Source organism: Streptomyces sp. NPDC091682 (assembly GCF_044756625.1).
Classification (GTDB): domain Bacteria; phylum Actinomycetota; class Actinomycetes; order Streptomycetales; family Streptomycetaceae; genus Streptomyces.
The window spans coordinates 469,386-494,554 of sequence record NZ_JBIVTH010000004.1 but is presented as its reverse complement, the minus strand read 5'-3'; the positions used below and the strand labels follow the sequence as shown (position 1 = coordinate 494,554).

Annotated in this window: 23 protein-coding genes and 2 pseudogenes; 5 read left to right on the top strand and 20 right to left on the bottom strand. The window is 69.7% G+C overall.

Features of this window, described 5'->3' with window-relative positions; genetic code table 11:
- Positions 1-215: 215 nt before the first annotated feature.
- Positions 216-776 carry a hypothetical protein gene (locus ACIQK6_RS12900; RefSeq protein WP_327384165.1) on the top strand — a complete coding sequence of 187 codons (561 nt, stop codon included), beginning with the start codon at positions 216-218 and terminating at the stop codon, positions 774-776.
- A 136-nt stretch (positions 777-912) separates the two neighbouring features.
- Here ACIQK6_RS12900 and ACIQK6_RS12895 read toward each other — a convergent pair.
- Positions 913-1,467: pseudogene (locus ACIQK6_RS12895) on the bottom strand (tyrosine-type recombinase/integrase); the annotation flags it as partial.
- A 942-nt stretch (positions 1,468-2,409) separates the two neighbouring features.
- Here ACIQK6_RS12895 and ACIQK6_RS12890 point away from each other — a divergent pair.
- Both ACIQK6_RS12890 and ACIQK6_RS12885 read left to right on the top strand, forming a co-directional pair.
- Positions 2,410-3,399: a sigma-70 family RNA polymerase sigma factor gene (locus ACIQK6_RS12890; protein ID WP_329099989.1), complete on the top strand. Its 990-nt coding sequence runs from the start codon at positions 2,410-2,412 to the stop codon at positions 3,397-3,399.
- Entirely contained in the window at positions 3,396-4,196 is an 801-nt protein-coding gene (locus ACIQK6_RS12885; RefSeq protein WP_329099990.1) for an alpha/beta hydrolase, read from the top strand. Before ACIQK6_RS12890 ends, ACIQK6_RS12885 begins: the two co-directional genes overlap by 4 nt.
- A gap of 36 nt (positions 4,197-4,232) precedes the next feature.
- On the opposite strand, the pseudogene ACIQK6_RS12880 reads toward ACIQK6_RS12885, so the two are convergent.
- Positions 4,233-4,379: pseudogene (locus ACIQK6_RS12880) on the bottom strand (DUF4287 domain-containing protein); the annotation flags it as partial.
- 211 nt (positions 4,380-4,590) lie between these two features.
- On the opposite strand from ACIQK6_RS12880, the gene ACIQK6_RS12875 reads away from it, so the two are divergent.
- The gene (locus tag ACIQK6_RS12875; protein ID WP_329099991.1) at positions 4,591-7,377 is read left to right on the top strand and encodes a hypothetical protein; all 2,787 of its coding nucleotides are present in this window, start codon (positions 4,591-4,593) and stop codon (positions 7,375-7,377) included.
- A gap of 235 nt (positions 7,378-7,612) precedes the next feature.
- On the opposite strand, the gene ACIQK6_RS12870 is transcribed toward ACIQK6_RS12875, so the two are convergent.
- Positions 7,613-8,089, bottom strand: a complete 477-nt coding sequence (locus tag ACIQK6_RS12870; protein WP_329099992.1) for a cupin domain-containing protein — start codon at positions 8,087-8,089, stop codon at positions 7,613-7,615.
- A gap of 316 nt (positions 8,090-8,405) precedes the next feature.
- On the bottom strand, positions 8,406-9,020 hold the full coding sequence (locus ACIQK6_RS12865) for a TetR/AcrR family transcriptional regulator (RefSeq protein WP_329107761.1): 615 nt from the start codon (positions 9,018-9,020) through the stop codon (positions 8,406-8,408).
- 102 nt (positions 9,021-9,122) lie between these two features.
- On the opposite strand from ACIQK6_RS12865, the gene ACIQK6_RS12860 reads away from it, so the two are divergent.
- Positions 9,123-10,790, top strand: coding sequence for an FAD-dependent monooxygenase (locus tag ACIQK6_RS12860; RefSeq protein WP_402694778.1), 1,668 nt, complete (start codon positions 9,123-9,125; stop codon positions 10,788-10,790).
- A gap of 135 nt (positions 10,791-10,925) precedes the next feature.
- On the opposite strand, the gene ACIQK6_RS12855 is transcribed toward ACIQK6_RS12860, so the two are convergent.
- The 16 genes from ACIQK6_RS12855 to ACIQK6_RS12780 form a co-directional block, all read right to left on the bottom strand.
- Positions 10,926-11,822 (bottom strand): LysR family transcriptional regulator, encoded by an 897-nt coding sequence (locus ACIQK6_RS12855; RefSeq protein ID WP_329099994.1) that lies wholly within the window; start codon positions 11,820-11,822, stop codon positions 10,926-10,928.
- 110 nt (positions 11,823-11,932) lie between these two features.
- Positions 11,933-12,928, bottom strand: a complete 996-nt coding sequence (locus tag ACIQK6_RS12850) for a LuxR C-terminal-related transcriptional regulator (protein ID WP_329099996.1) — start codon at positions 12,926-12,928, stop codon at positions 11,933-11,935.
- A gap of 551 nt (positions 12,929-13,479) precedes the next feature.
- The gene (locus ACIQK6_RS12845) at positions 13,480-14,502 is read right to left on the bottom strand and encodes a TauD/TfdA family dioxygenase (RefSeq protein WP_329099997.1); all 1,023 of its coding nucleotides are present in this window, start codon (positions 14,500-14,502) and stop codon (positions 13,480-13,482) included.
- Positions 14,503-14,507: 5 nt separating this feature from the next.
- A complete protein-coding gene (locus ACIQK6_RS12840; protein ID WP_329099998.1) occupies positions 14,508-15,605 on the bottom strand; it encodes an aspartate kinase in 1,098 nt (365 codons plus the stop codon).
- On the bottom strand, positions 15,602-16,693 hold the full coding sequence (locus tag ACIQK6_RS12835) for an aspartate-semialdehyde dehydrogenase (protein WP_329099999.1): 1,092 nt from the start codon (positions 16,691-16,693) through the stop codon (positions 15,602-15,604). Before ACIQK6_RS12835 ends, ACIQK6_RS12840 begins: the two co-directional genes overlap by 4 nt.
- Before the next feature lie 34 nt (positions 16,694-16,727).
- Complete coding sequence (locus ACIQK6_RS12830; RefSeq protein WP_402694777.1) at positions 16,728-17,648, bottom strand: transporter substrate-binding domain-containing protein; 921 nt, start codon at positions 17,646-17,648, stop codon at positions 16,728-16,730.
- The gene (locus tag ACIQK6_RS12825) at positions 17,645-18,976 is read right to left on the bottom strand and encodes a methylaspartate mutase (RefSeq protein ID WP_329100001.1); all 1,332 of its coding nucleotides are present in this window, start codon (positions 18,974-18,976) and stop codon (positions 17,645-17,647) included. The genes ACIQK6_RS12830 and ACIQK6_RS12825 overlap by 4 nt, the downstream gene beginning before the upstream one ends.
- Positions 18,976-19,467, bottom strand: coding sequence for a cobalamin-dependent protein (locus ACIQK6_RS12820; RefSeq protein ID WP_329100002.1), 492 nt, complete (start codon positions 19,465-19,467; stop codon positions 18,976-18,978). The genes ACIQK6_RS12825 and ACIQK6_RS12820 overlap by 1 nt, the downstream gene beginning before the upstream one ends.
- A 111-nt stretch (positions 19,468-19,578) precedes the next feature.
- The gene (locus ACIQK6_RS12815) at positions 19,579-20,595 is read right to left on the bottom strand and encodes a LuxR C-terminal-related transcriptional regulator (protein ID WP_402694776.1); all 1,017 of its coding nucleotides are present in this window, start codon (positions 20,593-20,595) and stop codon (positions 19,579-19,581) included.
- Positions 20,592-20,774, bottom strand: coding sequence for a hypothetical protein (locus tag ACIQK6_RS12810; protein ID WP_329100004.1), 183 nt, complete (start codon positions 20,772-20,774; stop codon positions 20,592-20,594). The genes ACIQK6_RS12815 and ACIQK6_RS12810 overlap by 4 nt, the downstream gene beginning before the upstream one ends.
- 7 nt (positions 20,775-20,781) lie before the next feature.
- Positions 20,782-21,261 (bottom strand): DUF4188 domain-containing protein, encoded by a 480-nt coding sequence (locus ACIQK6_RS12805; RefSeq protein WP_329100005.1) that lies wholly within the window; start codon positions 21,259-21,261, stop codon positions 20,782-20,784.
- A gap of 9 nt (positions 21,262-21,270) precedes the next feature.
- Positions 21,271-22,683 carry an aldehyde dehydrogenase family protein gene (locus tag ACIQK6_RS12800; protein ID WP_329100006.1) on the bottom strand — a complete coding sequence of 471 codons (1,413 nt, stop codon included), beginning with the start codon at positions 22,681-22,683 and terminating at the stop codon, positions 21,271-21,273.
- Entirely contained in the window at positions 22,680-23,123 is a 444-nt protein-coding gene (locus tag ACIQK6_RS12795) for a hypothetical protein (protein ID WP_329100007.1), read from the bottom strand. Before ACIQK6_RS12795 ends, ACIQK6_RS12800 begins: the two co-directional genes overlap by 4 nt.
- A complete protein-coding gene (locus ACIQK6_RS12790) occupies positions 23,116-23,526 on the bottom strand; it encodes a hypothetical protein (protein ID WP_329100008.1) in 411 nt (136 codons plus the stop codon). The genes ACIQK6_RS12795 and ACIQK6_RS12790 overlap by 8 nt, the downstream gene beginning before the upstream one ends.
- Positions 23,527-23,531: 5 nt before the next feature.
- A complete protein-coding gene (locus ACIQK6_RS12785) occupies positions 23,532-24,224 on the bottom strand; it encodes an RNA polymerase sigma factor (RefSeq protein WP_402694775.1) in 693 nt (230 codons plus the stop codon).
- A gap of 159 nt (positions 24,225-24,383) precedes the next feature.
- A complete protein-coding gene (locus tag ACIQK6_RS12780; protein ID WP_329100011.1) occupies positions 24,384-25,163 on the bottom strand; it encodes a 4'-phosphopantetheinyl transferase superfamily protein in 780 nt (259 codons plus the stop codon).
- Positions 25,164-25,169: the final 6 nt, after the last annotated feature.

Genomic DNA, 25,169 nt, shown 5'->3' with positions numbered 1-25,169 from the left:
TCATGTTAGGAGCCTGCCCGCAGGAGCATTGCCCGAGGCCTGCCTCGGACCACCGGGCCGGCACCGCCGGACACGGCCTGTTCAGCCGCCCATGGTTCCGGTCCTGGAGGCCTGCCCCCAACTGGGGCCGTGGAAGTCGTGTAAGTCGGCGAGCCACGGGAACGATCAGGGCTTCCGAACGGGCCTCTCCGCTCTCCTACGTTCAAGGACCACCGATGCTTCCCGAGTTCCGCTCCCACGCATCCGCCCCCCTTTCCCACCAGCTGGAACAGCGACTGGGACTGGACCCACGCCTCGAAGCGGGCCGAATCGATGTCGAGCGCGTCGCCGACATCGCCGTCGTCGCATCCGCCCACTCCGATGGGTACGCGGCCACCGCGCACCTCCTCGGACTGCTGGCCGCGCTCCCCGCTCCCACCGAGGCCGGAGAACGCTTCTGGTCGGACCTGTGGAGGACCTCAGGCTCCCTCTACCTGCTGCCCGCCAACATCAAGACGTTCGTGCTGAGTTCGCTGGCCGGAGAAGGCACCGGTCTGGCCGGTCAGATCCTCTCGGCTGTCGACGAGATGACCCCGCCCCAGCGCGTCGCAGCCGGAGAGGTAATCGGCCAGGCGCTCGCCGAATCCGACCACCTCCCCGACCTCAAGACGCAGGTCATCGGCGAGCTGTGGCTCCGGGATCTCGAACTCACCGCCTGGCGGGTCCTGCACGCGGACCACAAATCAGCTGATCCGGCTGAGCGGAAAGCCTTCCTCGACGCATGGAGGCGTGCATGAGCGCCAAGTTTCCTCTCGACACAGCACGGCCGTAGACGGGCCATCGACGAGCGCCGCCGCTACTGTTCGGGTCCAACGGAACCCAGAGAGCCGGTGAGGGGAGGAAGGCGAGACGCCGCCCCTCACCCACCGATCGTCAGGCGCCCTTCGCCTGCCTCTTCACCGCTCCCTTGACGCGGGCAGCGCGTACCCGGGCGTCGATGCCCCCGGCGACCTCCTGCTGGCGTTCGTCGTCAGAGTGCTGGTAGATCATCGCGGCCTTCTCCGAGGACTGGCCGGCGCGGACCATCGTGTCCTTGAGGGTCGCGCCGGACTGGGTGGAGAGTGTGTGCCCGGTGTGGCGCAGGTCGTAGAAGCGGAAGCCCTTCGGCAGGCCGACCTTCGCGCGGGCCTTGGCCCACTTCCGGCCGAAGGTCGTGCGCCGGAACGGCGCTCCCTTCTCCCCCACGAACAGCAGCCCGTCGGGCTCCTTCTCCGCGAACCAGTCCAGGTGCCGCTTGACCTCCATGGAGAGGAAGGCCGGCAGGTGGATGGTGCGGACGCCCGCCGCCGACTTGGTGTCGCCCTCGACGCGGCGGCCGGTGTTCAGTTCCGGGGCGGCCTCGGTGATCCGTACGGCGAGGGGATCGAGGGTGACCGAGGTCCGGCGCAGGGCCGCCTGCTCCTCCGGGCGCATCGGGCCGTAGGCGCCCGAGCATCAGTAGGCGGGCCGGCCGACCGTGACATCCATGGCTCGGGCCTCCCACCCCGGGACATCAACTGCCACTCGTACGTTCCAAGGGCCGCGGTCTCCAAGAAGGCGAACGAACCGCGTGAGCCCTTCGACATCCCCAATGGCCATTCGTCCGTCCGACAGCAAAAGCTGCCCATCGAAAACGGTCGTGAAGCTGGGATCGGCACCTGGGATCTCTTCGGAGTCGCGGAAGATTCGCACTGCGACCAAGCCAAGCTGAGGGCGCACGCGGACGGCTACGTGGGTGTCACAACTCGCCGCAGGCGCGTCGCCTAGTTCGAGATCAGTGGGGACCCAATCCGTGGACCCAAGATGCAGCACCGGGTGATTCACATACACATCAACACCTGCGATCTGCACCGCAGCCTCCCCACTCACACCGTCACGACCGTGCCAGAAGCGTGCCAGACGAGGCGGACAACGGCGGTCAAAGACAGTCGTCGCCACGAGGCTTCCGGGCCTGCATCGGCGACGTTCGCGCTGGCCAAAGCCTTGATGGCGGGCAGAAGATCGGTGATTCCCAAGCTTATGGAGCGGGTTCGATTCGCGTCATCTGCTCCATGGCAAAGCCCCAGGTCAGCGACCTGGGGCTTGCTTGTTGACCAGACCTTGCTGCCCCCCGCCGCGCTCTCCGCGTGCCCCAACTCGTGGGAATGCCCTGCTCGGAGGGCTCTGGGCGCAACACGTGCACTACCTGCACCGAGTGCTCGTCCCACACTCCGGTGAAGAACGAGCAGCAGCCCCGCGAGCGTGGTGTCGGTGCCGAGGAGCAGAACGATCGTGGACCTTGATCACTGGCCGTGTGCCCCTGTCGGCAGATAGTTTTCGTGCGGCCGGGACATGATGGGAACCGCCTGGTCGGTGGCCCGGGACGGCGTGCAACAGGGGGCGGAATCGCGCATGAAGGATCTTGTCGTGGGTGACGGCGAGCGCGAGACGGCGGTCCGGCTGGAGGAGTACCGGGCAGAACTGACCGGGTACTGCTACCGGATGCTCGGCTCGTACGCCGAGGCCGAGGACGCCGTGCAGGAGACGATGGTCCGGGCCTGGCGGAACGTCGAGCGGTTCGAGGGGCGTTCGTCGCTGCGGTCGTGGATCTACCGCATCGCCACCAACGTGTGCCTGGACGCCCTGGCCGCAGGCAGACGGCGGGCTCTGCCGATGGACCTCTCGGAGCCGTCACCCGGAGCCGCGCTCCCGGGGGCCCCGGAGGACGCCGCCGTGTGGATCGGGCCCTGTCCCGGAGGGGACCCCGAGGCGGCCGTGGCGGCGAGCGAGACGGTGCGGCTGGCGTTCGTCGCCGCGCTCCAGCACCTGCCGCCCAAGCAGCGGGCCACGCTGATCCTCCGGGACGTACTGGCCTTCTCGGCCCGCGAGGTCGCCGAGCTGCACGGCTCGACCGTCGCCTCGGTCAACAGCGCTCTGCAGCGGGCTCGTGCCACGCTGGGTGCTCGCAACGGCACTGCCGAAGCCCCGGGCACCAAGCCGTCCGACGCCGTCCGCCGGGTGCTGGCCGAGCGGTACGCCGCGGCCTTCTCCTGCTATGACATGGAGGAGCTGAACATGCTGCTCCATGTCGATGCCACGCTATGCCTGCCCCCGTACGCGAAGTGGATGCGCGGTGTCCCCGACATCCAGGCGTGGCTGACCGGCCCCGCCGTCGACTGCCGCGGCTCCCGCCTGATCCCGACCACGGCGAACGGCACCCTCGCCTTCGGCCAATACCGGCCTGACGGGGACGGCTACACCCCCTGGGCTCTCCAGGTCCTCGAGTTCTCCGGTGCCCGCATCGCCGGCATCACGGCCTTCCGCGACACCGACCGCCTCTTCCCCCTCTTCGGCCTGCCCGCACGCGTAGGCCCGGCCCGCCGTCTGAAGGACACCGCATGACCTGGTCAGAACACACCGTCGTCCGTGAGGGCGTCCGCGTTTCCTGCCGTGACTGGGGAGGTTCGGGGCCGTCCGTCGTCCTGTTGCACGGGCTGGCCGGGCATGCGGGCGAATGGGACGCCGTCGCCCGGGACCTGAGCCCCCGGTACCGGGTCGTCGCCCTGGACCAGCGCGGCCACGGTGCCAGTGAGCGCCGCCCGCAGGACGTCTCGCGGGCCGCGTACGTCGCGGACACCGTCGCCGTAGTCGAACAGCTCGGTCTCCGGCAACCCGTCCTGGTGGGCCAGTCGCTGGGCGGCCACACCGCCATGCTCGCCGCCGCCGCTCACCCCGGGCTCTTCCGTGCGCTCGTCCTGGTGGAGGCCGGGCCGGGCGGGCCGAACCGTGACGTGCAGGTGGAGATCGGTGGGTGGCTCGATGCCTGGCCCAGGCCGTTCCCTTCACGGGAGGCCGCCGTCGAGTTCCTCGGCGGCGGTCCCGTCGGCGAGGGCTGGGCGGCCGGCCTGGTGGAGCGCGAGGGTGGCTGGTGGCCGCGCTTCGAGCGCGACGTGATGGTCGGGTCGCTGGCGGAGGTCGCCCAGCGGTCCTTCTGGGACGAGTGGTCGAAGGTCACCTGCCCGACCCTGGCCGTCCTCGGCCAGAACGGCATCATCCCGCCAGGAGAGGTCAGCGACATGCTCCGGCGGCGGCCGGAGACCGTGGCCTTGAGCGTCCCCAGGACGGGACACGACGTTCATCTGGAGCGACCGGACGTCCTGCGGCGCGCACTCCGCGAGTTCCTCGCAGAGGTCACATGATCTGCCATCGGACGGACGACGTGATCACGTTCCCACTCACTGGCCGCTCTTCTCGGCGAGAGTCTGATCGACCAAGGCGTTGGCGCGGCCATGTCCCGGGCCGTGCTCGGTCTTGAGCCAGGAGACGAGCACCGTGTGCTTGGTCAGCGGGGCGGACCGGATGAGCTCCTTCCACTCGGAGATCAGGCCCGGTGCGGCAGTCGGCTACCGATTTGCCCGGACGGTGGCCCGGCCGACTCCGGCTGGGCGGAATCCGGACCGAGTTCGACCCTCTTCACGCTCCACGGTGGGTGAAGGCCGTGGTCAGCCGCTACTGACGCAGTGAAGGGCCTGCTTGTCAGTCACCTCACATAGAGTTATCGCTGAGCATCGAGTGCAGACCTAGCGAGGCAACGTGGCTGAAGCTTCGGAGCAACCTTTAGTGGTCGATGGCAAGATTGAGTCACTGCCTTTCCATGAGCTGGTCTCATGGAGCCAGTTCGAGAAGCTGGTGTGCGAATTCGTCCAGGTGACCGAACGGTTGTCGCCCTGTCACCGGTACGGATCTCCCGGGCAGGCACAGGCCGGTATCGATATTGCGGGGCTGTCAGAGGACGGCCACTGGTACGCCTTCCAGGTCAAGCACGTCGCCCAATTCGCTCGAGCGGACGCGAAGAAGGCCCTGGACCTCTTCCTGTGCGGCCCGAGGCCCTACGCGGCGACGCGGCTGGTCATCGTCACATCCTGCAAGACCACCCGGGCCCAGGTCCGCGATCTCGTTCACCACTACCAAACTCAGAATCCACATCTGGTGCTCGAGCTGTGGGATGCCGAGCACCTGGCATCTCGCCTACGACTCCAGCCGCGCATCGTGGCCCGGTACTTCGGTGACCACACAGCACAACGCTTCTGCGATGCGGACGCCTTGGAGGCCTTCTACAAGACTGGAGGCAGCGACGACGTCGGCTGTCTCGTACATGACGCCGACCCGATCAGCCTGGAAGTCCACGAGGCCATCTCAGTCGATGAGGGGGCGTGCCCAGACGAACCTGTTCTGCCGACGTACTTCCGAAGGCCCTTCGACGAAGAACTCGATGCCGTCGTCGAGAAGGCACTCGCCGGGGTCAGTGGGCTGAAAGTCCTTCTCGCTGATTCTTCGACGGGAAAGACTCGCGCGGCTTGGGAAGCCATCCAGCGCCTGGGAAGAGACTGGCGGCTGTGGCATCCGGCCGACCAGGAAGATCTACTGGCCTCACTCGGCTCAGTAAAGCCACGTACGGTCGTGTGGCTCAATGAGATCGATCGCTATCTGCTCTGCGGCGACTCTCAGCGAGATGAACACGTAGCCGCTCGACTCACAGAGCTGCTGCGCGATCCGCGCCGGACCCCAGTTCTGGTCCTGGGGACAGCCTGGCATGTCCACTGGAACACCATGACCACCCTTTCTGGAGGCGAGCGTGCGAAAACACACGCCTTGCTAACCAAGTGCGCCATCCCGGTCCCGGAGCGGTTCAGCGACGACGAGATGGCTGCTCTTCTCGACATGGACCGGCCCGCCGACCCCAGAATGCTGAAGGCTGCTCGCGAGGCCGAGGACGGCCACGTCATCCAGTTCCTCGCAGGCGGGCCGGCACAGTTGGAACGCTATGCAAACGGATCCCCGACCGCTCAGGCCGTCCTCCATGCCGCCATGGACGCGCGGCGGCTTGGCCACGGTATGGACCTACCTCATTCGTTCCTCCATGACGCGGCCACCAGCTACCTCACCGCCCTGCAGCGGGATCTAGCGGAAACCGATTGGTTCTCACGCGCTCTGCAATACCTGTCAGCTCCGTGTCGCGGGGTTCGTGGACCACTGGCATCGGTCCCGGGCTTCTCCGCGACCGGAACGGTGAATCCCGGCAGCTACCGGCTGGCGGACTACGTTGAGCTGCACGGCCGTCGGCACCGGAAACTCATCTGTCCTGAAGACGGATTCTGGGATGCAGCGGCGGAGCACGCTGCCAGTGCCAGAGACAGAGTCTCCCTTTCGCGAGCTGCACTTGAGCGGGGCAGGGTGGCCCGGGCGGAAACACTCGCGTTGGCGGCAGCACAGTACGGAGACGGCGCCGCCCTGTCCCATCTGGCAAGATGGATCAAAGAAAATCGCAAAGACGAAGACCCTCACGTCTACTACGAACTGGCGGCCGAACTGGGGGATGGTGACGCGCAGGTCACCCTTGCTTTCCGCGCAGAGAACGACGGGCAGCTCGAGAAGGCGGAACGCTGGTACCGAAAGGCTATTGATCGGGACAGCCGCCGATGGGATGCCATCGTTGGCCTGGCTTCCGTCTCATCTCAACGCGGAGACGCCACACGTGCCATCGAGCTGTACAACCAAGCACTCAGCTCCGGCTTCTTCGGAGCTCGGGCGGTCGAGTACCAAGCACGCTGGCTTGCTGGTCGCGGCCAGCATGCTCTCGCATTGCTCCTGACGAAGTTCTCCTTCAACTCCGGGAACACCGGCGCCTATACGGGCTTGGCCTGGACCTACATGTACAAAGATAGGTCCCGGGCTATCGAGGTGTTCAAGCACGCCATGGCCGAAGGGGACGCAAATGCGCCGATGGAGCTGTCCTGGGCCCTCGAGCAAGAAGGAGAAAGCGATGAAGCAGATCGATTCTGCGAAATTGCCGTTCACCTTGGCGAGACGAATGCGCTCCGCGGCCTGGGCATGATCCGTCGCAGCAAAGGTGCCCATCACGCTGCGGCCGCCCTCTTCTGGAGAGCCTACAATCTGGGTCTGACCTACGTGCTGCTCGAGCTAGCCAGTCTACGTGAAGAGGAGGGCCGACTGAAACAAGCCGAAAGGCTTTACTGGCGGGCCCTCGACGAGGGGCAGTCCAGCGCCGCTTGTGAGCTCGTACGAATATTGGAGACCAGGGGAAGAACACTGCAGGCCGAACGCCTCGCAGGAGGGTCTAAGGACCTCCTCGCCGCCTTGGCGAAAGCCCGAGCGGCCCGAGGTGAGCATGAAGCTGCCGAACAGCTACTCCTCACACTTATTGCGCAAGGAAATCCGGATCTGCTTGTGAATTTGGCGAACATCCGAAAGCAGCGGGGGGATCAGGCAGGGGCGGAAAAAATGCTGCGGCAGGCGCAGGAAGCCGGCGTCCCCTATGCGACGCAGCGGCTGGCGACGCTACTGGACGACAACGAGTAACCGCTGCAGAGCGGCAGAGCGCTACCTCATGCGAGTTCGACCACGTGAGCCCGATTACGTCGGTGATTCCCAAGCTTGTAGCGCGGGTTCGATTCCCGTCACCCGCTCCGCAACAAAGCCCCAGGTCAGCGACCTGGGGCTCTGTGTGGCCTAGACCTCTCCGGGCCCGCGCCCGGCACGCGGTAGCGAGGGCTGACGGCCACTCCCGAACCAACGTCGTGATGGACCTGATTGGTCAGGCGTGCTCGTCCGACGGCCGCCGGGCAGGCTGGACCGACCAGCTCGGCGGTTCGTCGTTGCCCGAGTCCTCGTCGTGCTTCGCATCGGCGGCCGTCGCATGGATCTTGCCCGGCGCGTGGTGGACCGGCGCGTATACGGCGTAGAGCTGCAGGGGCTCGTCACCGATGTTGGTGACGTTGTGCCACGTGCCGGCGGGCACGAAGATCGCCCAGCCGTCCTCGACCTCCCGGTCGAAGTCGAGTCGGTCCTTCGTGCTGCCCATCTGGACTCGGCCCCGGCCCGCGTCGAGCCGTAGGAACTGGTCAGTCTCCGGGTGGGCTTCCAAACCGATGTCCTCGCCCACCGGGATCGACATGAGGGTCAGTTGAAGGTGCTTCCCGGACCAGGCGACCGCGCGATGGTTCGTGTTCTTGAGCGTCGCCTGCTCGAGGTCGAAGCTCTGCGGTTCCGGCCCGATGTCCTTGATGGTCATGCTTCTCTCCCGGTCAACGAAGTTGGTACGCGGTGCGCGGCACTCGGTCGCAGTCTTGCCTCAGCCCAGCTCAACCATTCCAGATCTCCGGGCTCTTCTGGCCACAAGCGCGCGAGCACCTACCGCCCGAACGGACGCGTCCCGTTGCCACGTTCCGGCGTGCGGCCGGTCGTGCAGCGAACGTCACCACCGACAGGAAGTACGGAGGCCCGCCTCGGTGGCGGCGAGGAGATGCGGCGCAACCCGGGCCGGCGCGGCGCTCATGCGACTTCGGTCCCCCCAGGTCAGCGACCTGGGGCTGCGTCGTTGTCCGGCGTCAGCGCGCAGTGGTCAGCGCACGCTCCAGTACGTCGAACGCGCCGTGCAGACGCGATCGGTGATCGTCCGCCACGTCGACCGCACGCTCGCCCGCGAGGAGGCGTTGGGCCGTGGTGACGTAGACGGCTCGGTACGCGGCCACGGTCAGTGCGGCCGCGAGGCGGGGGTCGGGGCCTCCGTCGGGGGTGGTCTCGGCCATCGCGGCCGCCAGTGCCTGCTCCACCTCCTCGACGCCTTCGCGCGCCCGCGCCCGCAGGGCGGGCGAGTCCAGCACGATGCGCCAGAAGTGCGGGAAGCCGTCGCCCACCGCCGCCAGCGGATGGCGCCGGTCCAGGAGTTGGAGGAGCAGAACCCGCAGGGCGGCCAGCGGGGACTCGCCGGCCGGGCGGTCCCGTACCGCAGCCGTGAAGAGCTCGACGGCTTCGGGGATCCGGTCCAGGAAGAGGTCTTCCTTGCGGGGGAAGTGGTTGAAGACCGTCATCGTGGAGACATGAGCGGCCTTGGCGACCTCGGCCACGGTCACCTGGTCGAAGCCGCGCGCCGCGAACAGCAGCGTCGCCTCGTCGGAGATGCGTTGCCGCGTCTCGCGCTTCTTGCGCTCGCGCAGCGTCATCGCCCCTTCGGCTCCACGCCTTCCGGAGCCGTGCCTCTCAGTTTCCTCGTTCACAGATGACACTATAGCGACTCCAAAGTTTTAGTGACTATAGTGAAATCCATGAACTCCAACTCCAACTCCAACTCCATGAGCTCGGACTTTGACGTAGTCGTGGCCGGAGGCGGCCCGGTCGGAATGATGCTGGCCTGCGAGCTCCGACTCGGTGGCGCAAGCGTGGTGGTCGTCGAGCGGCGCACCGAAGTGGATCAGACCATCAAGGCGGGGGCGATCAACACACCGACCGCCGAGGCCTTCTACCGGCGCGGAATGCTGCCCGCGCTGGCCGAGGTGCAGCAGCGCTCCATGAAACGGTTCCGGGCGTTCGTACGCGAACAAGAGGGGACGCAGGCGGATGGACGGCCTCTGCGCGTGCCCCCCAAGTTCGCCGGGCACTTCGCCGGGATCACGCTGCGCGGGGAACTGCTCGACGCGATGGACCCGGACTTCACGAACCCCGGTCCCGCCGGGGACGTCGGCCTCGTACCGCAACAGGAAGTCGAGCGGCTGCTCGCCGAGCAGGCCCGACGACTCGGCGTCGAGCTGCGCAACGGCACGGAGCTGGCGGGATTCGACGAGGACGACGACGGAATCGAGATCCGCGCGATCCGGGTGGCCGACGGATCGGCCGACGTCATGCGCGCGGGCTGGCTCGTGGGCTGCGACGGCGGCCGCAGCACGGTCCGCAAGCTCGCCGGGTTCGCGTTCCCCGGTACGGATCCGCAGATCACCGGTCACCAGGCGCTCGTCGAGATGACCGGGTCCAAAGCCCTCCGGCCCGGCTGGCACCACACGGACACCGGGACGTACGTGCACGGGCCCATGCCCGGTCGCATCCTCACGGTCGAGTTCGACGGGCCGCCGGCCGACCGGGACGCGGCCGTCACCGCGCAGGAGTTGCAGGCGAGCCTGCGGCGCGTCTCCGGAGCGGAGGTCACGATCACCGGGGTGCGCACCGCCACCCGCTTCACCGACAACGCGCGCCAAGCGGCCGACTACCGGGCGGGTCGGGTCCTCCTCGCAGGCGACGCCGCGCACGTCCACTCCCCGTTCGGCGGCCAGGGGCTGAACCTCGGCATCGGGGACGCGATGAACCTCGGTTGGAAACTCGCCGCCGTCGTACGCGGCCGGGCACCGGAAGAGCTGCTGGACACGTACACGGCCGAACGGCATCCGATCGGGGCATGGGTACTCGAATGGACCCGGGCGCAGATCGCGCTGATGCGGCCGGAACCCCAGGCCCGCGCCCTGCGCGGCGTCGTCGCCGAGTTGACCGAGTCCGTCGCCGGCACCACCTACTTCGCCAAGAAGATCTCCGGCGTTCGGCAGCGGTACGACCTTCCCGGCAGCCATCCGCTCGTCGGCCGCAGCGCCCCGGACCTCGAACTCGCCGACGGAACGCGCCTCGCGGACCTGCTCCACGACGGGCGCGCCCTGCTGCTCGATCTCGCCGACGACGCGGGGCTCCGGTCTCACGCCGAGGGGTACGGCGAGCGGGTGCGCGTCACCACCGTCGCCTGCCCCGGCAGACCGGAGCTGGCCGGCCTCCTCGTACGCCCGGACGGAATCGTTGCCTGGGCGTCCGACGCCGGGGACGCGCCCGACACGGGGGACGCGGCCGTCACCGCGGATCCGGCGGTCACCGGGGACACGCTGACCGACGCCCTCCACCGGTGGTTCGGAACGCCGGGCCGTGCTGCGCGAATGAGCAAACCGGCCGCGGCCCGTTGACGTCGACCGCACCGGCCAGCAGCACGCCCACCAGCGAACGGGACGGCTGACCGGCGGCCACGATCGTCCTCCGCGCCAGCGGCGAGGCCCACCTCGATACCGAGGTCGATGACCTCTCCGGCACGGGCCGGGTCGTTAGCGGGCGTACTCCTCGGAGAGGAAGCGCATCGTCTGGTCGATGAAGATCCGCATCTCGCGCGAGAGGGTCTTGCCGCGGCGCCAGGCGATCTGGGTGTGCACCTCGAAGGGGATCGGCCACGGGAGGGGGACCAGGGTGCCGGCGTCGATGGAGTCGGCCACCGTGGCCGTGGGGAGGAGGCTGATGCCGAGGCCCGCGGCCACGCCTCGTTTGATGGACTCGATCGTGCCGAACTCCAGGAAGGGCAGCGCCTCTCCGGTGCCGGCGTTCAGTTCCGCCTCGAACAGCTCGCGGTAGGCGCAGCCGGCTTCGGCGGAGATGACCTGGACGCCGCTGAGGTCCTCCGTGGTCACCTTCTCCGCCCGGGTCAGCGGGTGGCCCGGGGCGGCGACGACCGTCAGGGGTTCGGAGCCGAGGATCTCGGTTTGGACGCCCGGATGGCGCGTCTCGGCCTCCATGAGGAAGCCCAGGTCGAACAGGCCTTGGCGCAGGGCGTGGCAGGTCTCTGCGCAGAGGCTGGGGCGCAGCACGATCTGGAGCGCCGGATGGCGGTGGTGGAAGAACTCCAGGAGCGTCGGCATGCGGTAGGAGGTGATGCTCTCCATGGAGCCGACGGTAAGCACCCCGGCGGGCGAGTCGGAGCCCAGCGCGGCGCCCCGTGCCTCGCCCGCGAGCGCGAGCATCTGCTCGGCGTAGGGCAGGAGCCGCCGGCCGGCCGCGGTGAGTTCGACCCGGCCCCCGAGGCGGTCGAAAAGGCCCACCTCGAGCGATTCCTCAAGGCTCTTGATGTGCGCCGTGACACTGGATTGCGCGTACTTCAGTTCAATCGCCGCGCGGGTGAAGCTGAGCAGCGTCGCCACCTTGTGGAACGTCGCCAACTGTCGAATGTCCATGTCCCCTCCACGGTCCGGTTCTCGTCGAACTTGAAGCGCGAACACCAGGGAATCAGCAGGGGGGAACCGGGGGCCAGAACGACCGCCTGTCAATTTGAGGACAGAGCCCGTCAGGAATCTGCCACGCCTTCGCCGTCCGGGATCACGCCCTGCCTGGCCAGCAGAATCCCGGCCTGAAAACGGCTGGTTGCTCCGACTTCAGCCATGATGGCGGAAATATGGCGGCGACACGTACGCGTGGCCACGCCGAGGCGCCGGGCGATCACCTCGTCCTTGAGGCCCATCGCCATTAGCCGGATGACCGACAACCGCAGGTCCTCGGCGTGGTGGTACTCGGTGACCCCGCCTACGTCAAAAGGCTGACTCCCCTGCCAGACGGACTCGAAGGACCGGCACAGGTAGGCGACGACGGTGGGGTCGGTGACGATGGCCGCGCCCGGCGGTTCCTTGCCCTTGCGTTCCTTGGGGATGAAGGCGAGTTTGCGGTCGTAGACGATGAGCCGCTCGGACAGTTCCTCCGCGGTGCGGACCTCGGCACCCGCCTCGGAAATCTGGCGTACGTAGGCGCGGGTGGCCAGGCTCGCCTGGGCGGTGTGCTGGTAGAGGGTCCGGACGCGGATGCCGCGCTGTCGCATCTCCAGGGTCTGCAGCAGGTCCTGTTCGAGCAGTTCCGCGCTGCGGCCGCCGCCGGGCTGAAGGGTGATGCGCTCTTCGGTGCAGCGTCTTCGCGCGAGGTCGATCTCGCGCCGGACGTCCTCGAAGTCGTCGAGGACGCGGATGGGGACGCCTTCGGCCACGGGCTGGACGCGCGAGTGGTACATCGTCGACAGGACGCGCAGCTGCTGGTGGATGCCGGATATCTCGCGGCGGCGCTGCGCGATCGACAACTCCAGCGGCGTGACCAGTTCCGCCTCGGCGATCTCGGGGTCGAGCGCCACCTCGGCGCGGTCGCCCCCCGCCGAGGCGAGCAGTCTCAGGTTCTGCAGGGCTTTGCGGGCCTCGGTGACCCGATGGACATCGACGCCGAGGTGACAGGCGACGTCCTCGTCCCCGAAGGATCCGACCCGTAACGCGTACTCGTAGGTCGCAACGGCAACTTCATCCAAGAGGTGATTCTCGCCCATCGACCACCATTCCCACCGAATGCCCGATTTGCCGCTATCCACTTGCTGCCGCTCCATCATAGGACACCCCCTGCCACTCGAACTCGATCTTTAGGAGTGACAGATTTCCAGTGGCGACCGAAGAGGGCGCCGCCCACAAATTAGACATCCGGGGGGCACGAGACGTGAACGCACGCATATTCCTGGCTCATGGCGTCGTGGCGGCAGCGCTGACAATCGGAGTGATTCACTCCGCCGGGCTGACGGCCACGACGGCCTCTGCGGGAGAAGTGACCGGCAGGGTGATTCTCGCCGACGACAAGTGGGACGTCGTCTTGCCGATCGGTGGCGGGGCCGTCGGCACGGGTACCGGAAATTCTTGAATCGATGCCACCGACCGGAGGATTGATCGTGCTCCAGGGGAATTCTTTCGCGAATGAACTCCGCTCTTTCCACACCGATTCCGGAACCCTGCATTGGCCGCGGCGGATTCGGTAGGGACGCCCCACCACGCGATTGTCAGAGGGGCGGGCACGAAGCGCCCGCCCCCCTGATCAGAAGTGCACTCGCCGGTCCTGCGGAGTCACCCGGTAGCGGATGTCCCACAGGCTGCGCCGCACATACGTCCGCTGCAGCCAACGGTCCCGGCCGTCATGGCGGGCGTCGAAGCTCGACCGGGCGTGGACGCCCTTGCGGTTGTTGACGAGCAGAGCCTGTCCCGGCTCCAGCTGCACGGCGTGCGCCACCGAACGGCACACCTCCTGAAGCCGTTCGAAGGCCGCCGCGGCATCGCGGTTCAGCGCACGGACCCCATTGGCCGACACGGTGATCTCCGGGTGGGCCTCGGCACCGCTGATGACCGGCACCGGTTCGGACAGCACCTCCGCACCGCCGGCCATGCCGCGGGTGTAGCTGCCCGGCGCGTTCAGCCGGAAGAGGCGACTGCGCAGCAGGCCCAGCGCGTCGTCCGGAAGCTGCCGGCAGATGTCGCGGGCGTCGGCGTAATAGGTGACCGCGCTCCCGGAGCGGTCACCGCGCAGGCAGTTGAGCACGAGGAAGTCCGGGTTGGCGACGTCGTAACGGCCCGTCGAGTCGTACGTGATGTCGCTGTGGAAGTTCAGGAAGACCGCCGAACTCTGGTTGGTCTGGGTCCGCTCCCCGCCGACGACCGGAACGACGTCGTGGATCAGCCGGCCGCCCTTCTCCGTGAGCACGCCGAGCGGTTCGCCGAGGAGGCCGGTCAGGCCCAGCAGCACGCCTTCGCTGACGAATCCGCTCTTGTTCCGGCCGGGACCGCCGTCGAGCGGCGTCGGGCCCGGCTCCGCGTCAACGGGGAGGTTGCGCACCAGGGCGACCCCCGGCGTGTCGTTGTGCCGGCCGAAGTCCAGCAGGGAACGCAGGAGTTCCAGGGGCAGCGCCGCGAACACCTGGTGGCAGCGGGCCGTCGCCCGGTCGATGTCGCCGCTCGGATCGGGCAGCGCCGCGAGCTCACGGCCGATGACCTCCCGCACGGCATCGGGCAGCACCAGGTCCGCGAAGGTCGTGGTGGAACCGATCGTGTCGATCACGTTGGTCATGTCGCTCACACCCCTGCCTCTACGCCGGCCCGCCGCGGAACCGGGAAGTCCAACCTGTCGTGCAACCGTTGCGCCAGATGCAGCGCGTCCTCGCCGCCGGCGGCCACGTGCGTGGTGACCTTGCTGCCCCGCACCTCCGCCACGGGAACTCCCGCCGGGCGCCCGGCCTTGACGCCGTGCCTGCGCTGGACGGCCTCCTTGTCGACGTACCCGCCGATGACCGCGACCGACGGCTGCCGGTTGAGCCGCACGGTGTCGAGCCCTTCGAGGTGGAAGGCGTGGTGCGCGGCGTCGGCCTGCGCGTCGTCCGGGTAGTCGAGCACCACGGAACGCTCGTTGAAGACCACCGCCGCCATCTGGGTGCCGGCTCCGCTGATCGTCGTGCCCGCCGCGTACGGGGCCCGGTTGTAGCGCAGCACGATTTCGATCCGGTGCCGCAGCGCGAGCTGGACGGCGCGGCGGTGCAGCACCTTCGCCCCGTACAGCGACATCAGCGCCGCCATGTTGTACGAGACCTCCGGGAGCATCCGGGCCCCGGTGATCAGGTGGGGGTCGGAGGTGTAGATCCCGTCGACATCGGAGTGGATCTCGCAGACGTGGCTGCCGACGGCCCGGGCGACGGCCAGGGCCGACAGGTCGGAGCTGTTCTTGCCCAGCCAGGTCGGGCGGCCCTCGGCGTCCACCGCCTGTCCCCCGGGCACCACCACGACCTCGTGCTCCGCCAGCGCCCTGCGCAGCGGGCCGGGGTCGGTCCTGACCACGCGGGCCCACAGGAACGAGGCGTTGGTGGTCAGTCCGAGCTGGTGGCCCGCGAGCACGGTGGCGGTGCGCCCCCTGCGGTGCAGGGCGGTGGTCAGCAGATGGGCGCTGACCAGGTCGGCGGTGGTCAGCAGGCCCGCGGCGGTGTCGGCCCCCGGCTGCCGGTTGACCTCGTGCAGCCGGCCGCGCAGCGCCTCGGTCTCTCCCTGCATCGCGCTCACGACCACGGCCATCGGGCGGCCCTCGCTGCGGATCCGCTCGTCGAGCCCGGCCGCGAGTTCCTCGTAGGCGGCAGGGGTACGGAAGGTGGAGCCGCCGAACTTCAGTACCACCGGGGTGTTCACCGGGCACCTCCGGCCAGGAAGCCGCGGCCGAGGACGTACCCGGCGGCCAGGAAGCCGCGGCCGAGGACGTACTCGGCGATCTGGACCGCGTTCAGGGCCGCGCCGACCCGGAGGTTGTCCGAGACCAGCCACAGCCAGAAGCCCCGTGGATTGTGCGGCGACACCCGCACCCTGCCGACGTGCACGTGGTCGGGATGCCCGGCCTTCAGGGGGGTCGGGAAGCCCGCCCGGTTCTCCCTGTCGTGCACGGTGACCTCGGGCTGCCCGGCCAGCAGCGCGATCAGCTCGTCGCGGTCCACCGGCGCCTCGGTCTCGATCCAGACCGCTTCGGAGTGGGAGTTGACGACGGGCACGCGGACGCAGGTGGCGGTGACGTCCAGATGGGACAGGTCGAGGATCTTGCGGGACTCCTGGACCATCTTCTGCTCCTCCAGGGTGAAGCCGCTGTCCTGAAGCACGTCGATGAAGGGAACCACGTTGAAGGCGAGCGGCGGCCGGAACCGCTCGGACGGCAGTTCCGCGTCGGGGTCCCGCAGCGCGACCTCGCAGCCCTCCAGCAGCTCCTCGACGCCCTGGTGGCCCTGTCCCGACGCGGCCTGGTAGGTGCTGACCACGGCCTGGCGGACGCCCCAGCGGCGTTCCACCGGCCCCAGGACGCGGACCAGCGGGATGGTCGAACAGTTGGGGTTGGCGATGACGCCGCTCTCCGGAGGCCGGTCCAGGGTGTGGAAGTTGACCTGGGGCACGACGAGCGGGGTGTCGGGGTCCATCCGGTAGGCGTTGGTGTTGTCGATGACCAGCGCGCCCTTGGCCACGGCGGTCGGCACCCAGGTGCTGCTGATCGAGGTGCCGGCGGAGAAGAACGCGATGTCGGCGAGGCCGAAGTCGAAGTCCTCCAGGGCCTGCACCTCGTACGGCTTTCCGCCCACCGGTATCTGGCGGCCGGCGCTGCGCGAGGACGCGACCAGGTGCAACTCGCGATAGCGCAGCGCCCGTTCCTCCAACAGCTCGATGAGAGTACTGCCCACGGCTCCGGTCGCGCCGACGATGGCGATGCGCGGAGCGGCGGGGTCGGTGACTAGCGTCATCAGGCTTCTCCGTTCTGGACGATGGGGCGGCTGGTCAGTACAGGGGTACGGGGTAGTGCAGCCCGCCCGAGGTCCACAGTTGGTTGAGACCGCGGGGAACGTCGAGGCCGGAGGCGGCGCCGAGGTTCCGTTCGTAGACGTCCGCGTAGGTGCCGACGGCGGCCAGGACCCGGTCGGCCCATCCCTCGTCGAGGCCGACCGCCGGACCGTGGGGTCCGGCGCGCCGGGCCGCGGCCTCGGGCGTCTCGTACTCGGCGGCCAGCAGCAGCTGCAGCACCCAGCGGACGAGCCGGAACCAGTGCGGGTCGGTCTCGTGGACCGCGGCGGCCATCGGCTCGCGGGATATCGACGCCGGAAGGATGTGGTGGTCCCGCGGCCGGCGCAGCCGCGCCCGGGCGCCGGCCAGAGCGGTACGGTCCAACACGTAGGCGGCGCAGTCCCCGTCGGCGTAGGCGGCCAGGGCGTCGGCCGGGGCGTCGAAGGCGACGGGCTCGACGCTCAGGCCCCGGGGGCCGTACCAGGCGTCCAGGTTGACCGTGGTGGTGCAGCCCTTGTGGACGGCGAGGCGGTGGCCCGCGAGGTCCGCGGGTCCGGTGAATCCCGCGTCCGCGCGGACGAGGAAACCTTCGCCGTCGTAGCAGGTGATCCCCGCGAAGAGCACCCGGCGCTCGGCCTCCCGGGCCATCGTCCACGTCAGGTTGCACACCGTCAGGTCCACGCGGCCCGCTTCGAGCGCCGACAGCCGGTCGGAGGCCGTGACGGGGCGCCAGTCGACGGCCTCGGGGTCGCCGAGGGCGGCCGCGGCGACGGCGCGGGCGATGTCGGTGTCGAGGCCGGTCCAGCGCCCGCCCGGAGTGCGCAGCGACAGTCCGTGGATGCCCTGGGAGACGGCGGCCCGCAGGGCCCCGCGGACGCGTGCGGCGCGCAGGGTGGCGGTCGAGGCCGGGCGGCTCACGAGGCGCTCCTGAGCGGGCGCTGCCGTTCGTACCGGTCGGAGCGGTCGAAGCGGTCACAGCGGTCGAGCCCGTCGGAGCCGTCGAACCGGCGGCTGTTGAAGGTGAGCAGCTCGGTCAGCTGCCGCGCGGTGACGCGGGCGGCGGCGGCCGTGCGCGTGGGTGTCACGGGCATGGCGCCGGCCCGGCTCCAGACGAGCATGGACCGGGCGTCGATGGTGGCGCGGCTGCGGTTGGCGTTGTCGGGGTGGAGGCAGTACGGCACGTCCAGGACCCCGCGGGCGAAGGCCGCGACGAGGCACTCGCCGAGCGTGCCGCCCGTCTCCAGAGCGGCGTCGACGAGCGTACGGGCCTCTTCGTAGAGGCCGGACGCGGTGGCCGGGGGTCCGCCGTCCGCGCCTTCGGCTTCGTCCGCGGCTTCGTCCGCGGCCACGGAGCCCGCGTACTCGAGCGCCGCCACGTTCTCCTCGACGGTGGGGATGCGGTGCGCCTCGGCCGGCGTCTTGACGACCAGCCGGTCGGCGCCGCCGCGCGCGGCGAGGCGGGCGCTGGCCGCGAGGAGGCGGCGGCTGCCGAGCTCGGTGCGCGGGAAGACGCCCATGAAGGTGTAGAGCACGATGTGGTGCGCGGAGCCGGACAGCCGCTCGTCCGCGAGCCGGCGCAGCGCCGCGAGGGCCTCCAGGTCCTGACCGGCGTGGATCTGCTGGGCGTAGCTGAGGGAGATGCCCCGCAGGCCGTGCCGCTGGAAGAACATCGCCTCCAGGACCGAGAGCGCGACCAGCAGCGACGGCGGGCACAGCTGTCCCAGCATGCAGCCGCCGAAGGTCTCCATGTGCGGTGGTACGGGCTGTGCGGCGAGGAGCTCGCAGCCGGCGCTCCACTCCTGGACCGCCCGCGCGAGCGGGACCCGGCCGTAGGGCAGGCAGTACGAGACGGGGCCGCCCTCCGTGGCGTCCGCGCCGGCCTCGGCCATGGCCCGGAAGAGCCTCAGCGGGCGGGGCGTGCCGTGGCGGACCTGGACGGGGAAGTCCGGCGACGAGACCTCCTGGAGGAGGGACCGCACCGCCGGCACGCCGTGGGCGAGGAGCGGGAAACCGTTGAGATCGCCGGGGTGTTCGCGCAGTGCGCGGCGAGCCGCCGCGTCGTCGTGGCACCGGGTGTAGCTGTCCAGGGTGACGGTGCCCACCGTGGTGGCGTCCGCGTCCCGTACGGCGCGCAGACCGGCGCGCATGCGGTGGAGTTCGCCGAAGCCCATGCGGGGCTGGACGACGAGGCGGCCCGAGTCGCGGGCACTGCGTACGAAGCCGGTGAACCGGTCGGTCGCGTCCATCAGGCCGCTCCGGCCCCGGCGGCGAACCGCCCGCAGGAGCGGTCGGCGCCGATCCGGTCGAGGAAGGCGTAGAAGCGGGCGAGTCCGGCCCCGGGGCCGCCTTCGGCCGCGTCGTCGAAGACCGCGTCGTATCCGGCGGCGGTCAGCTGCGCGGTGGTCCCGGCGTGGTCGCGGCCGTCGATGCCGAGCTTGCCGCCGATGGCGACGGGCAGGGCGGAGAGGGCCGGTACGGCGCGCAGGGCGGAGATCAGGCGGAGCCCGTCCAGCCGGCCGTGGCCGTTGACGCTGCTGATGACGAGCAGATCCGGGCGTCCCGTCCGGCAGGCCCGGACGATCGTCCGGTCGGGGGTCGTGTTGCCCAGGTTCGTCACCTGGTGGCCCAGGTCTTCCAGGAGCAGCTGGAGGTAGACCAGGTTCCACAGGTGGGCGTCGGAGGACAGGCCGGAAACGACGATCCGCAATCGGTGCTCGGCGAAGGTCGTGTCGTTCATTCGGGCCCCCCGGGGGTATGCAAGCGATCAGTCGTGGAAACTATCCACGCCGCCCCGCGGCCCGGTCCAGCCGTGCCGACGGGGATTCCCGATGCCCCCGATCAGGAATTTCTATCCTTGGTCGTCCAGCTCCTGCTCGTCGCCGAGAAGGTCGAGTCGGGCCGCCGCCACGCCGAGTTGGAACCGGGTCTCGACCTGGAGCTTCTCGCACAGTCCGGCCAGATAGCGGCGCACCGTGCGGGTGGAGACGGCGAGCTTGCGCGCGATGAAGTCGTCGGACCTGCCGCGCTCCAGATGCCGCAGGACGGCCATTTCCACATCCTCGAGAACCTCGTCGCCCTCGCCGTTCACGGTGACCGGACGCGCGTGTTCCCAGATGTGGTCGAAGATCACGGTGAGGAAGGTGACCACGGTCGGATCGCGGAGCACGGCCGCTCCGCCCGTCCCGGTGGGGACGACCGCGATGTCCTCGTCGAGGAGGATCAGCCGCCCGGGTATCACCGCGGCGGTGCGCACCTGGGCGCCGAGGCCGCCGAGGAGCGTCATGTGATGTAGCGCCTCCCGCTGCCGGCGGGCGGTGTGCGGTACCACCGTCCGGTACCGCACACCGCGGTCGAGGAGGTCACGGTCGAGCTCCCGGGCGGCGCGCAGCGTCTCCGGGCTGCCCAGGGTGGGGTGCACCGTGAGGACGCTGTGCCGTACCTGTGCCGAGAGCTCGGCGAGCCGGTGGCGCACGGCCTCGCCGTCGGTGAGCAGTTCGGTCGCGCTGCCCTCCAGCTCCCGGCGCAGATGGCGCTCGTACAACGGTCCCAGCGGGCCCAGCTCGCGGCGCGTGGTGTCGATCCGGCGCATCAGCTCGTGCACCTGGACGTGGGACGCGGCGGTCAGCGAGATCGCGGCGAGCCCCGGGGAGAGGGCTTCGTGGCGGTACGGCCCGTCCGGGCGCAGCAGCCGCCGGGCAGTGAGCCGGCCGACGGACTCTGCGAATTGCGCCGGCGAGAGGCCGAGCTGCTCGGCTCCCTCGTCCGCGTCCGGTGACACCTCCAGGAGCTGGCGGTAGACGCGGACGTCCTGGGGGGTGAGCGGGCCTTCGGACATGACGGTGTCGTGTTCCGGGGCCGTGCTCACAGCGCGAGGTGTCGCTCGGGGAAGTCGGTCGCGATGTCGCCCCGGTGGAACCGGGGGTGGTCGAAGACCTTCCGGTGCATCGGGACGGTGGTGTGCAGGCCGGGCCCGGGGACCTCGAACTCCGACGGGGCGCGCAGCAGATGGAACTGGCATTCCGGGTGCCCCCGTGGCCGGGTCACGGCGGCCTCACGCCTTCTTGGCGGCTTTGCCGCCCGGCACGGGGGGACGAACCCGCTGCGGGACGGATTCGGTGGCCGCGGCGATGCCGAACAGGGGGATGTTCCGGTAGACCGAGTGCATGCGCTCGGGGTCGACTATGTAGGCCTCGTGGAAGATGCCGACGGCGCCGTCGTTCCTGACCGCACGATTGAACCAGGCCCACATCGAACGGTGCTTGCCGGTGGTGTTGTGCGAGTAGCGCATCAGATCGTCCATGCTGCGCCAGTACTGGAGCATGATCACGGTCCGGTTGAACCAGGCGCGCGAGTAGAGGAATCCGTGGTCCTTGTTCTTCTTCAGCTCGATCAGCATCGGGATCATCGAGGCGATGACGGGCACCCAGCGGTGCACCATCCAGAACTTGTTGATCCGGGTGCCGATCAGCAGCACCACCGTGCCCTCGGGAGGCGCGGCGATGCGCGGCTCTTTGACGACCTTGAGGTCCATGGTTTCCTCTCAGAAGGGGTAAGTGCGCGCCGGGGTACTGGTGGTGAGGGTGTGCCAGCGGGTGAAGGCGTCGAGCGCGGCCCGGCCGCCGAAGCCGGAGGCGTTGCCGGAGGCCCCGATGCCGCCGAAGGGCAGCTGGGGGTCGTGGTTGACCGTCTGGTCACCCACGTGGACCACCCCGCAGCGCAGTCGGGCCGCGAGGGCCCGGCCGCGGTCGGTGTCGGCGGTGTAGACGGCGGCGGTGAGCCCGTAGTCGGAGGTGTTGGCGAGCCCGACGGCCTCCTCCTCGTCGGCGAAGGAGGTGATGGTGGCCACGGGGCCGAAGACCTCGTTGTGGAAGATGGACATCTTCGGCGTCACGTCGGCCAGGACCGTCGGGGGGAAGTACTGCCCCTGCACCCGCCCGCCGGTGACCAGGCGTGCGCCTTGGGCGACGGCGTCCTCGACGGCGGCGGCGATCCGGGTGAGCTGCCCCTGGTCGATGATCGGCCCGATCTGGGCGTCCGTACGGTAGGGGTCGCCGATGCGCAGCGCCGCGGCGCGGCGGGTGAGGGCTTCCGTGTAGCTCTCGGCCACGTCCTCGTGGACGAGGTGGCGGCGGGCGGCCATGCAGATCTGGCCCTGGTGCAGGAAGGAGCCCCAGGAGCCGGCGGAGGCCGCCGCTTCGACGTCGGCGTCGGGCAGGACGACGAAGGCGTTCTGCCCGCCCAGTTCCAACACCACGCGCTTGAGCAGCCGTCCCGCAGTGGCGCCGATCTCCCGGCCCACCTCGGTGGATCCGGTAAAGGACACCATGGCCACGTCCGGCGACTGGACGAGCGCGGCGCCCGCCTCCGCGTCGCCGTGGACCACTTCCAGGACGCCCTTGGGCAGCCCGGCCTCGGCCAGCACCTCGGCGAAGAGGCGGCCGCCGCTCAGCGGGGTGTGCGGATCGGGCTTGAGCAGGACGGTGTTGCCCAGCGCGAGGGCGGGGGCGACCGAGCGCATGCCGAGCAGCAGCGGGAAGTTCCAGGGCACGATCACCCCGACGACGCCCAGCGGTACGCGCCGTACCTCGCTGTCGCGGCCCGGGTCGGAGCCGGGGCCGTGCGGCACCTCGGGGGCGGTGGCCAGTTCGGCGGCGTGGCGCAGCTCGGCGGCGCCCGCGTGGACCTCGTAGAAGGCCTTGCCTGTGATGGAGCCGCCTTCGCGGACCAGCAGGTCCTGGGCCTCCTGGGCCCGCTCCAGCAGCAGGTCGGCGGCGCGGCCCAGGATCGCGGCGCGTTCGGCGGCGGTCCGCGCGGCCCACTCCGGTTGCGCCGCGGCCGCCCGGCGGGCCGCCGACAGCACGGCACCGGCGGAGGCGAGCGGGACACTGCCCAGCTCCTCACCGGTGATGATCTCGCGGCTCGTCAGCAGTCCGGCTTCGGTGACGGTGCTCACCTGAGTACCTCAGTTTCTCGGGGGAGGGGGCCTCGGGGGAAGGGGCCTCGGGGGGAGGGGTCTCGGGGGGAGGGACGGGTGGTGCCGGCGCGGGTCAGGACGGCGTGGGCGGTGATCCGGGAGGCTCCCGTGGTCACCGAGAGGGAGACGTCGCCGTGCAGGACGGTCTCCGCGTACTCGGCCACCTCACCCCGGAACACCAGGGTCCAGGGGCCTTCACCGGTGCCGAGCAGGTCGACGTCGCGCCACTGGCAGGCGACCCGCGGTGGCGCGGCCAGGGCACGCAGCGTGGCCTGGCGCAGCGCCCAGCGGACGGCCGAGCCGTCTCCGGCGGGGAGCCGCAGCGCCTCGGAGCCGTGCCAAGCGATCAGCCGCTCGACGGTGTCCTTGTCGACGCTGTAGCTGCCCACCCTGACGACGCCGTTGTCGTGCTCAGGCATGGGCGGCCTGCCCTTCGGCGAGCAGGTTCTCGACCATCGAGATGAGATTTCCGACGGACAGCTCGGCGAGCATGCGGTCGAGGGTCAGCTTTCCCGCCCAGCGGTCGGCGTCGAGCTGGGGCATGACGGTGTTGAGCCGTGAGAGTCCGCGCCCGCTGATGATTCCGCGGGCGTCGCAGAACTCCGCGTCGGGAACCTCTCCTTGGAGATACCGTCCGCATTTCTCGACCGAGAGGACGACCGGGGCACTGCATTCGATACGGAAGAAGATGTCGAGGAGATCCAGGGATTCCAGTCCGAGATCGGCGGAGAAGACCAGGTCCTCGTGGTACAGGTCGGTGGGAATTCCCAGCGTGTCGATGACGATGGACCGCACCAGTTCGTTCACGTCGTAGTGGGACATGCTCATCACTCCTGTCTGGCCTGCCCGGCCGACGCTTCGGGGCCTCCCCCCACCAGAGCCTCCAAGCGCCGCGGACCGGACACGTCCGGACGTACCCGGTCGGGGCGGCAGCGAGCACGGAGGGCCTCCTGCGGGAGGCGTTCACCCGCGTCGGCGGCGGCGAGGACGCGGTGCAGCCGGCGCAGGCAGCGGGTGCGGATGGGACCCACCGAGCCGACGGACATGGACAGGGCGGTGGAGATCTCGTCGTACGAGGCCGGCGGATCCGCGAGCGCCAGCATCAGGACGCCGCGGCACTGCTCGGAGAGCGTGTCGATGGCCCGCAGCGTCTCCTCCCTGCGCTGGGCGCGCAGGGTGATCTGCTCGGGGCTCTCGCTGTGGCCGGAGAGCCCGTCGAGGGTCTCGCTGTCACCGACCATGACCAGGCGCTTCCTCCGCGCGAGGACCTTGAGGGATTCCCGGCGGGCGACGGTGGCGAGCCAGTCGGCGATGCGTTCGGGGTCGCGAATGCGGTCGACGTTCTGTACGAGTCGCAGCCAGGTCAGCTGGCGTACGTCCTCGGCGTCCACGTCGTTCATTCGATGGCTTCGCACGACGGACCAGACCAGTCTGCCGAATCGTTCCACCATTTCGTCCCAGCAGGCCTGCTCTCCGCGCGCGCACCCCGCCAGCAGTTCCGCGTTCCCTTTACGTGACATGAGAATTCCCTTCGTGGGGGGCTCTTCGACGATTCCGGGTGCCTTGGGCGGGGTGGAATCCATGGAATCCGCTGGGGGACCGGCGCAGCAAGCGGGATCGGCCGTCAGCTAGCGGACCGGCCACAGGTGGACAGCGGCGGCCCGCCGCCGCGGCGCCGGTCACGAGTGCGCCCCGTCCGCCCCGTCCGGCAGGAGTTCCGCGATGGCCGAGCGCAGCCGGACCGGCAACGGCCCCGTGTCGCTCCGGTCGGCCCGGATGGCCACGCCGAGCGCGAACCGGTCCCACACCTGGAGGACCTGCACCTGCCACAGGTCCCGCTCCGTCTCGGGGATGTCCTCGTCGACGACGGCCAGGCCCCCGTCGCGCAGCCGGTGCACGGAAAAGGCGTCGAAGCCCCGGCACATGCCCATACCGGTGGCCTTCGTGTACGCCTCCTTGGCCACCCACGAATCGGCGAAGGCGTGCCCGCGCTGGTCCTCCCGGTTGCGGCGGAGCACCTCGTTCTCCAGCGGGGTGAACACCTTCGGCGCGAACTGCATCGCCTCGGGGTTGGCCGGGGTGACCTCGGCGTCCACGCCGGCGGTCCGCCCGCGGACCACGATGGCGGCGATCAGGCCGTTGGTGTGGGTGATGTTGAAGTCGAGCCCCCAGGCGCACCCCTCGACCTCGGGACGGCCGTACATGCCGGCCCGGAACCGCCAGGAGTCCGGCGGCACGTCGGCGTAGCGGGACAGGACCTGCCGGGAGAGCAGCCGGGCGCCGAGGAAGCGCCGCCGGGCGGCGGCGAACAGGAGCCGGTCGTGCCGGGCCCGCTCCTCGTCCGTCAGCATCGCGACGCCGCCCGTCGCCTCGGCGAACCTGTCCACGTCCTCCTCGGCGAGCAGCCAGACCTCGGCCGTGTCGGCGAGCGGGTCGGCAAACGGGGCCGCGCTGTCCATGGGATC

Bases quoted from the DNA above. Each gene is read 5' to 3' on its own strand.
- ACIQK6_RS12860 (WP_402694778.1), top strand. From the start codon at position 9,123: ATGAACTCCAACTCCAACTCCAACTCCATGAGCTCGGACTTTGACGTA.
- ACIQK6_RS12855 (WP_329099994.1), bottom strand. From the start codon at position 11,822: ATGGACATTCGACAGTTGGCGACGTTCCACAAGGTGGCGACGCTGCTC.
- ACIQK6_RS12780 (WP_329100011.1), bottom strand. From the start codon at position 25,163: ATGGACAGCGCGGCCCCGTTTGCCGACCCGCTCGCCGACACGGCCGAG.
- ACIQK6_RS12835 (WP_329099999.1), bottom strand. From the start codon at position 16,693: ATGACGCTAGTCACCGACCCCGCCGCTCCGCGCATCGCCATCGTCGGC.
- ACIQK6_RS12785 (WP_402694775.1), bottom strand. From the start codon at position 24,224: ATGTCACGTAAAGGGAACGCGGAACTGCTGGCGGGGTGCGCGCGCGGA.
- ACIQK6_RS12825 (WP_329100001.1), bottom strand. From the start codon at position 18,976: ATGGACGCGACCGACCGGTTCACCGGCTTCGTACGCAGTGCCCGCGAC.
- ACIQK6_RS12845 (WP_329099997.1), bottom strand. From the start codon at position 14,502: ATGACCAACGTGATCGACACGATCGGTTCCACCACGACCTTCGCGGAC.
- ACIQK6_RS12890 (WP_329099989.1), top strand. From the start codon at position 2,410: ATGAAGGATCTTGTCGTGGGTGACGGCGAGCGCGAGACGGCGGTCCGG.
- ACIQK6_RS12790 (WP_329100008.1), bottom strand. From the start codon at position 23,526: ATGTCCCACTACGACGTGAACGAACTGGTGCGGTCCATCGTCATCGAC.
- ACIQK6_RS12870 (WP_329099992.1), bottom strand. From the start codon at position 8,089: ATGACCATCAAGGACATCGGGCCGGAACCGCAGAGCTTCGACCTCGAG.
- ACIQK6_RS12795 (WP_329100007.1), bottom strand. From the start codon at position 23,123: ATGCCTGAGCACGACAACGGCGTCGTCAGGGTGGGCAGCTACAGCGTC.
- ACIQK6_RS12820 (WP_329100002.1), bottom strand. From the start codon at position 19,467: ATGAACGACACGACCTTCGCCGAGCACCGATTGCGGATCGTCGTTTCC.
- ACIQK6_RS12865 (WP_329107761.1), bottom strand. From the start codon at position 9,020: ATGACGCTGCGCGAGCGCAAGAAGCGCGAGACGCGGCAACGCATCTCC.
- ACIQK6_RS12885 (WP_329099990.1), top strand. From the start codon at position 3,396: ATGACCTGGTCAGAACACACCGTCGTCCGTGAGGGCGTCCGCGTTTCC.
- ACIQK6_RS12805 (WP_329100005.1), bottom strand. From the start codon at position 21,261: ATGGACCTCAAGGTCGTCAAAGAGCCGCGCATCGCCGCGCCTCCCGAG.
- ACIQK6_RS12900 (WP_327384165.1), top strand. From the start codon at position 216: ATGCTTCCCGAGTTCCGCTCCCACGCATCCGCCCCCCTTTCCCACCAG.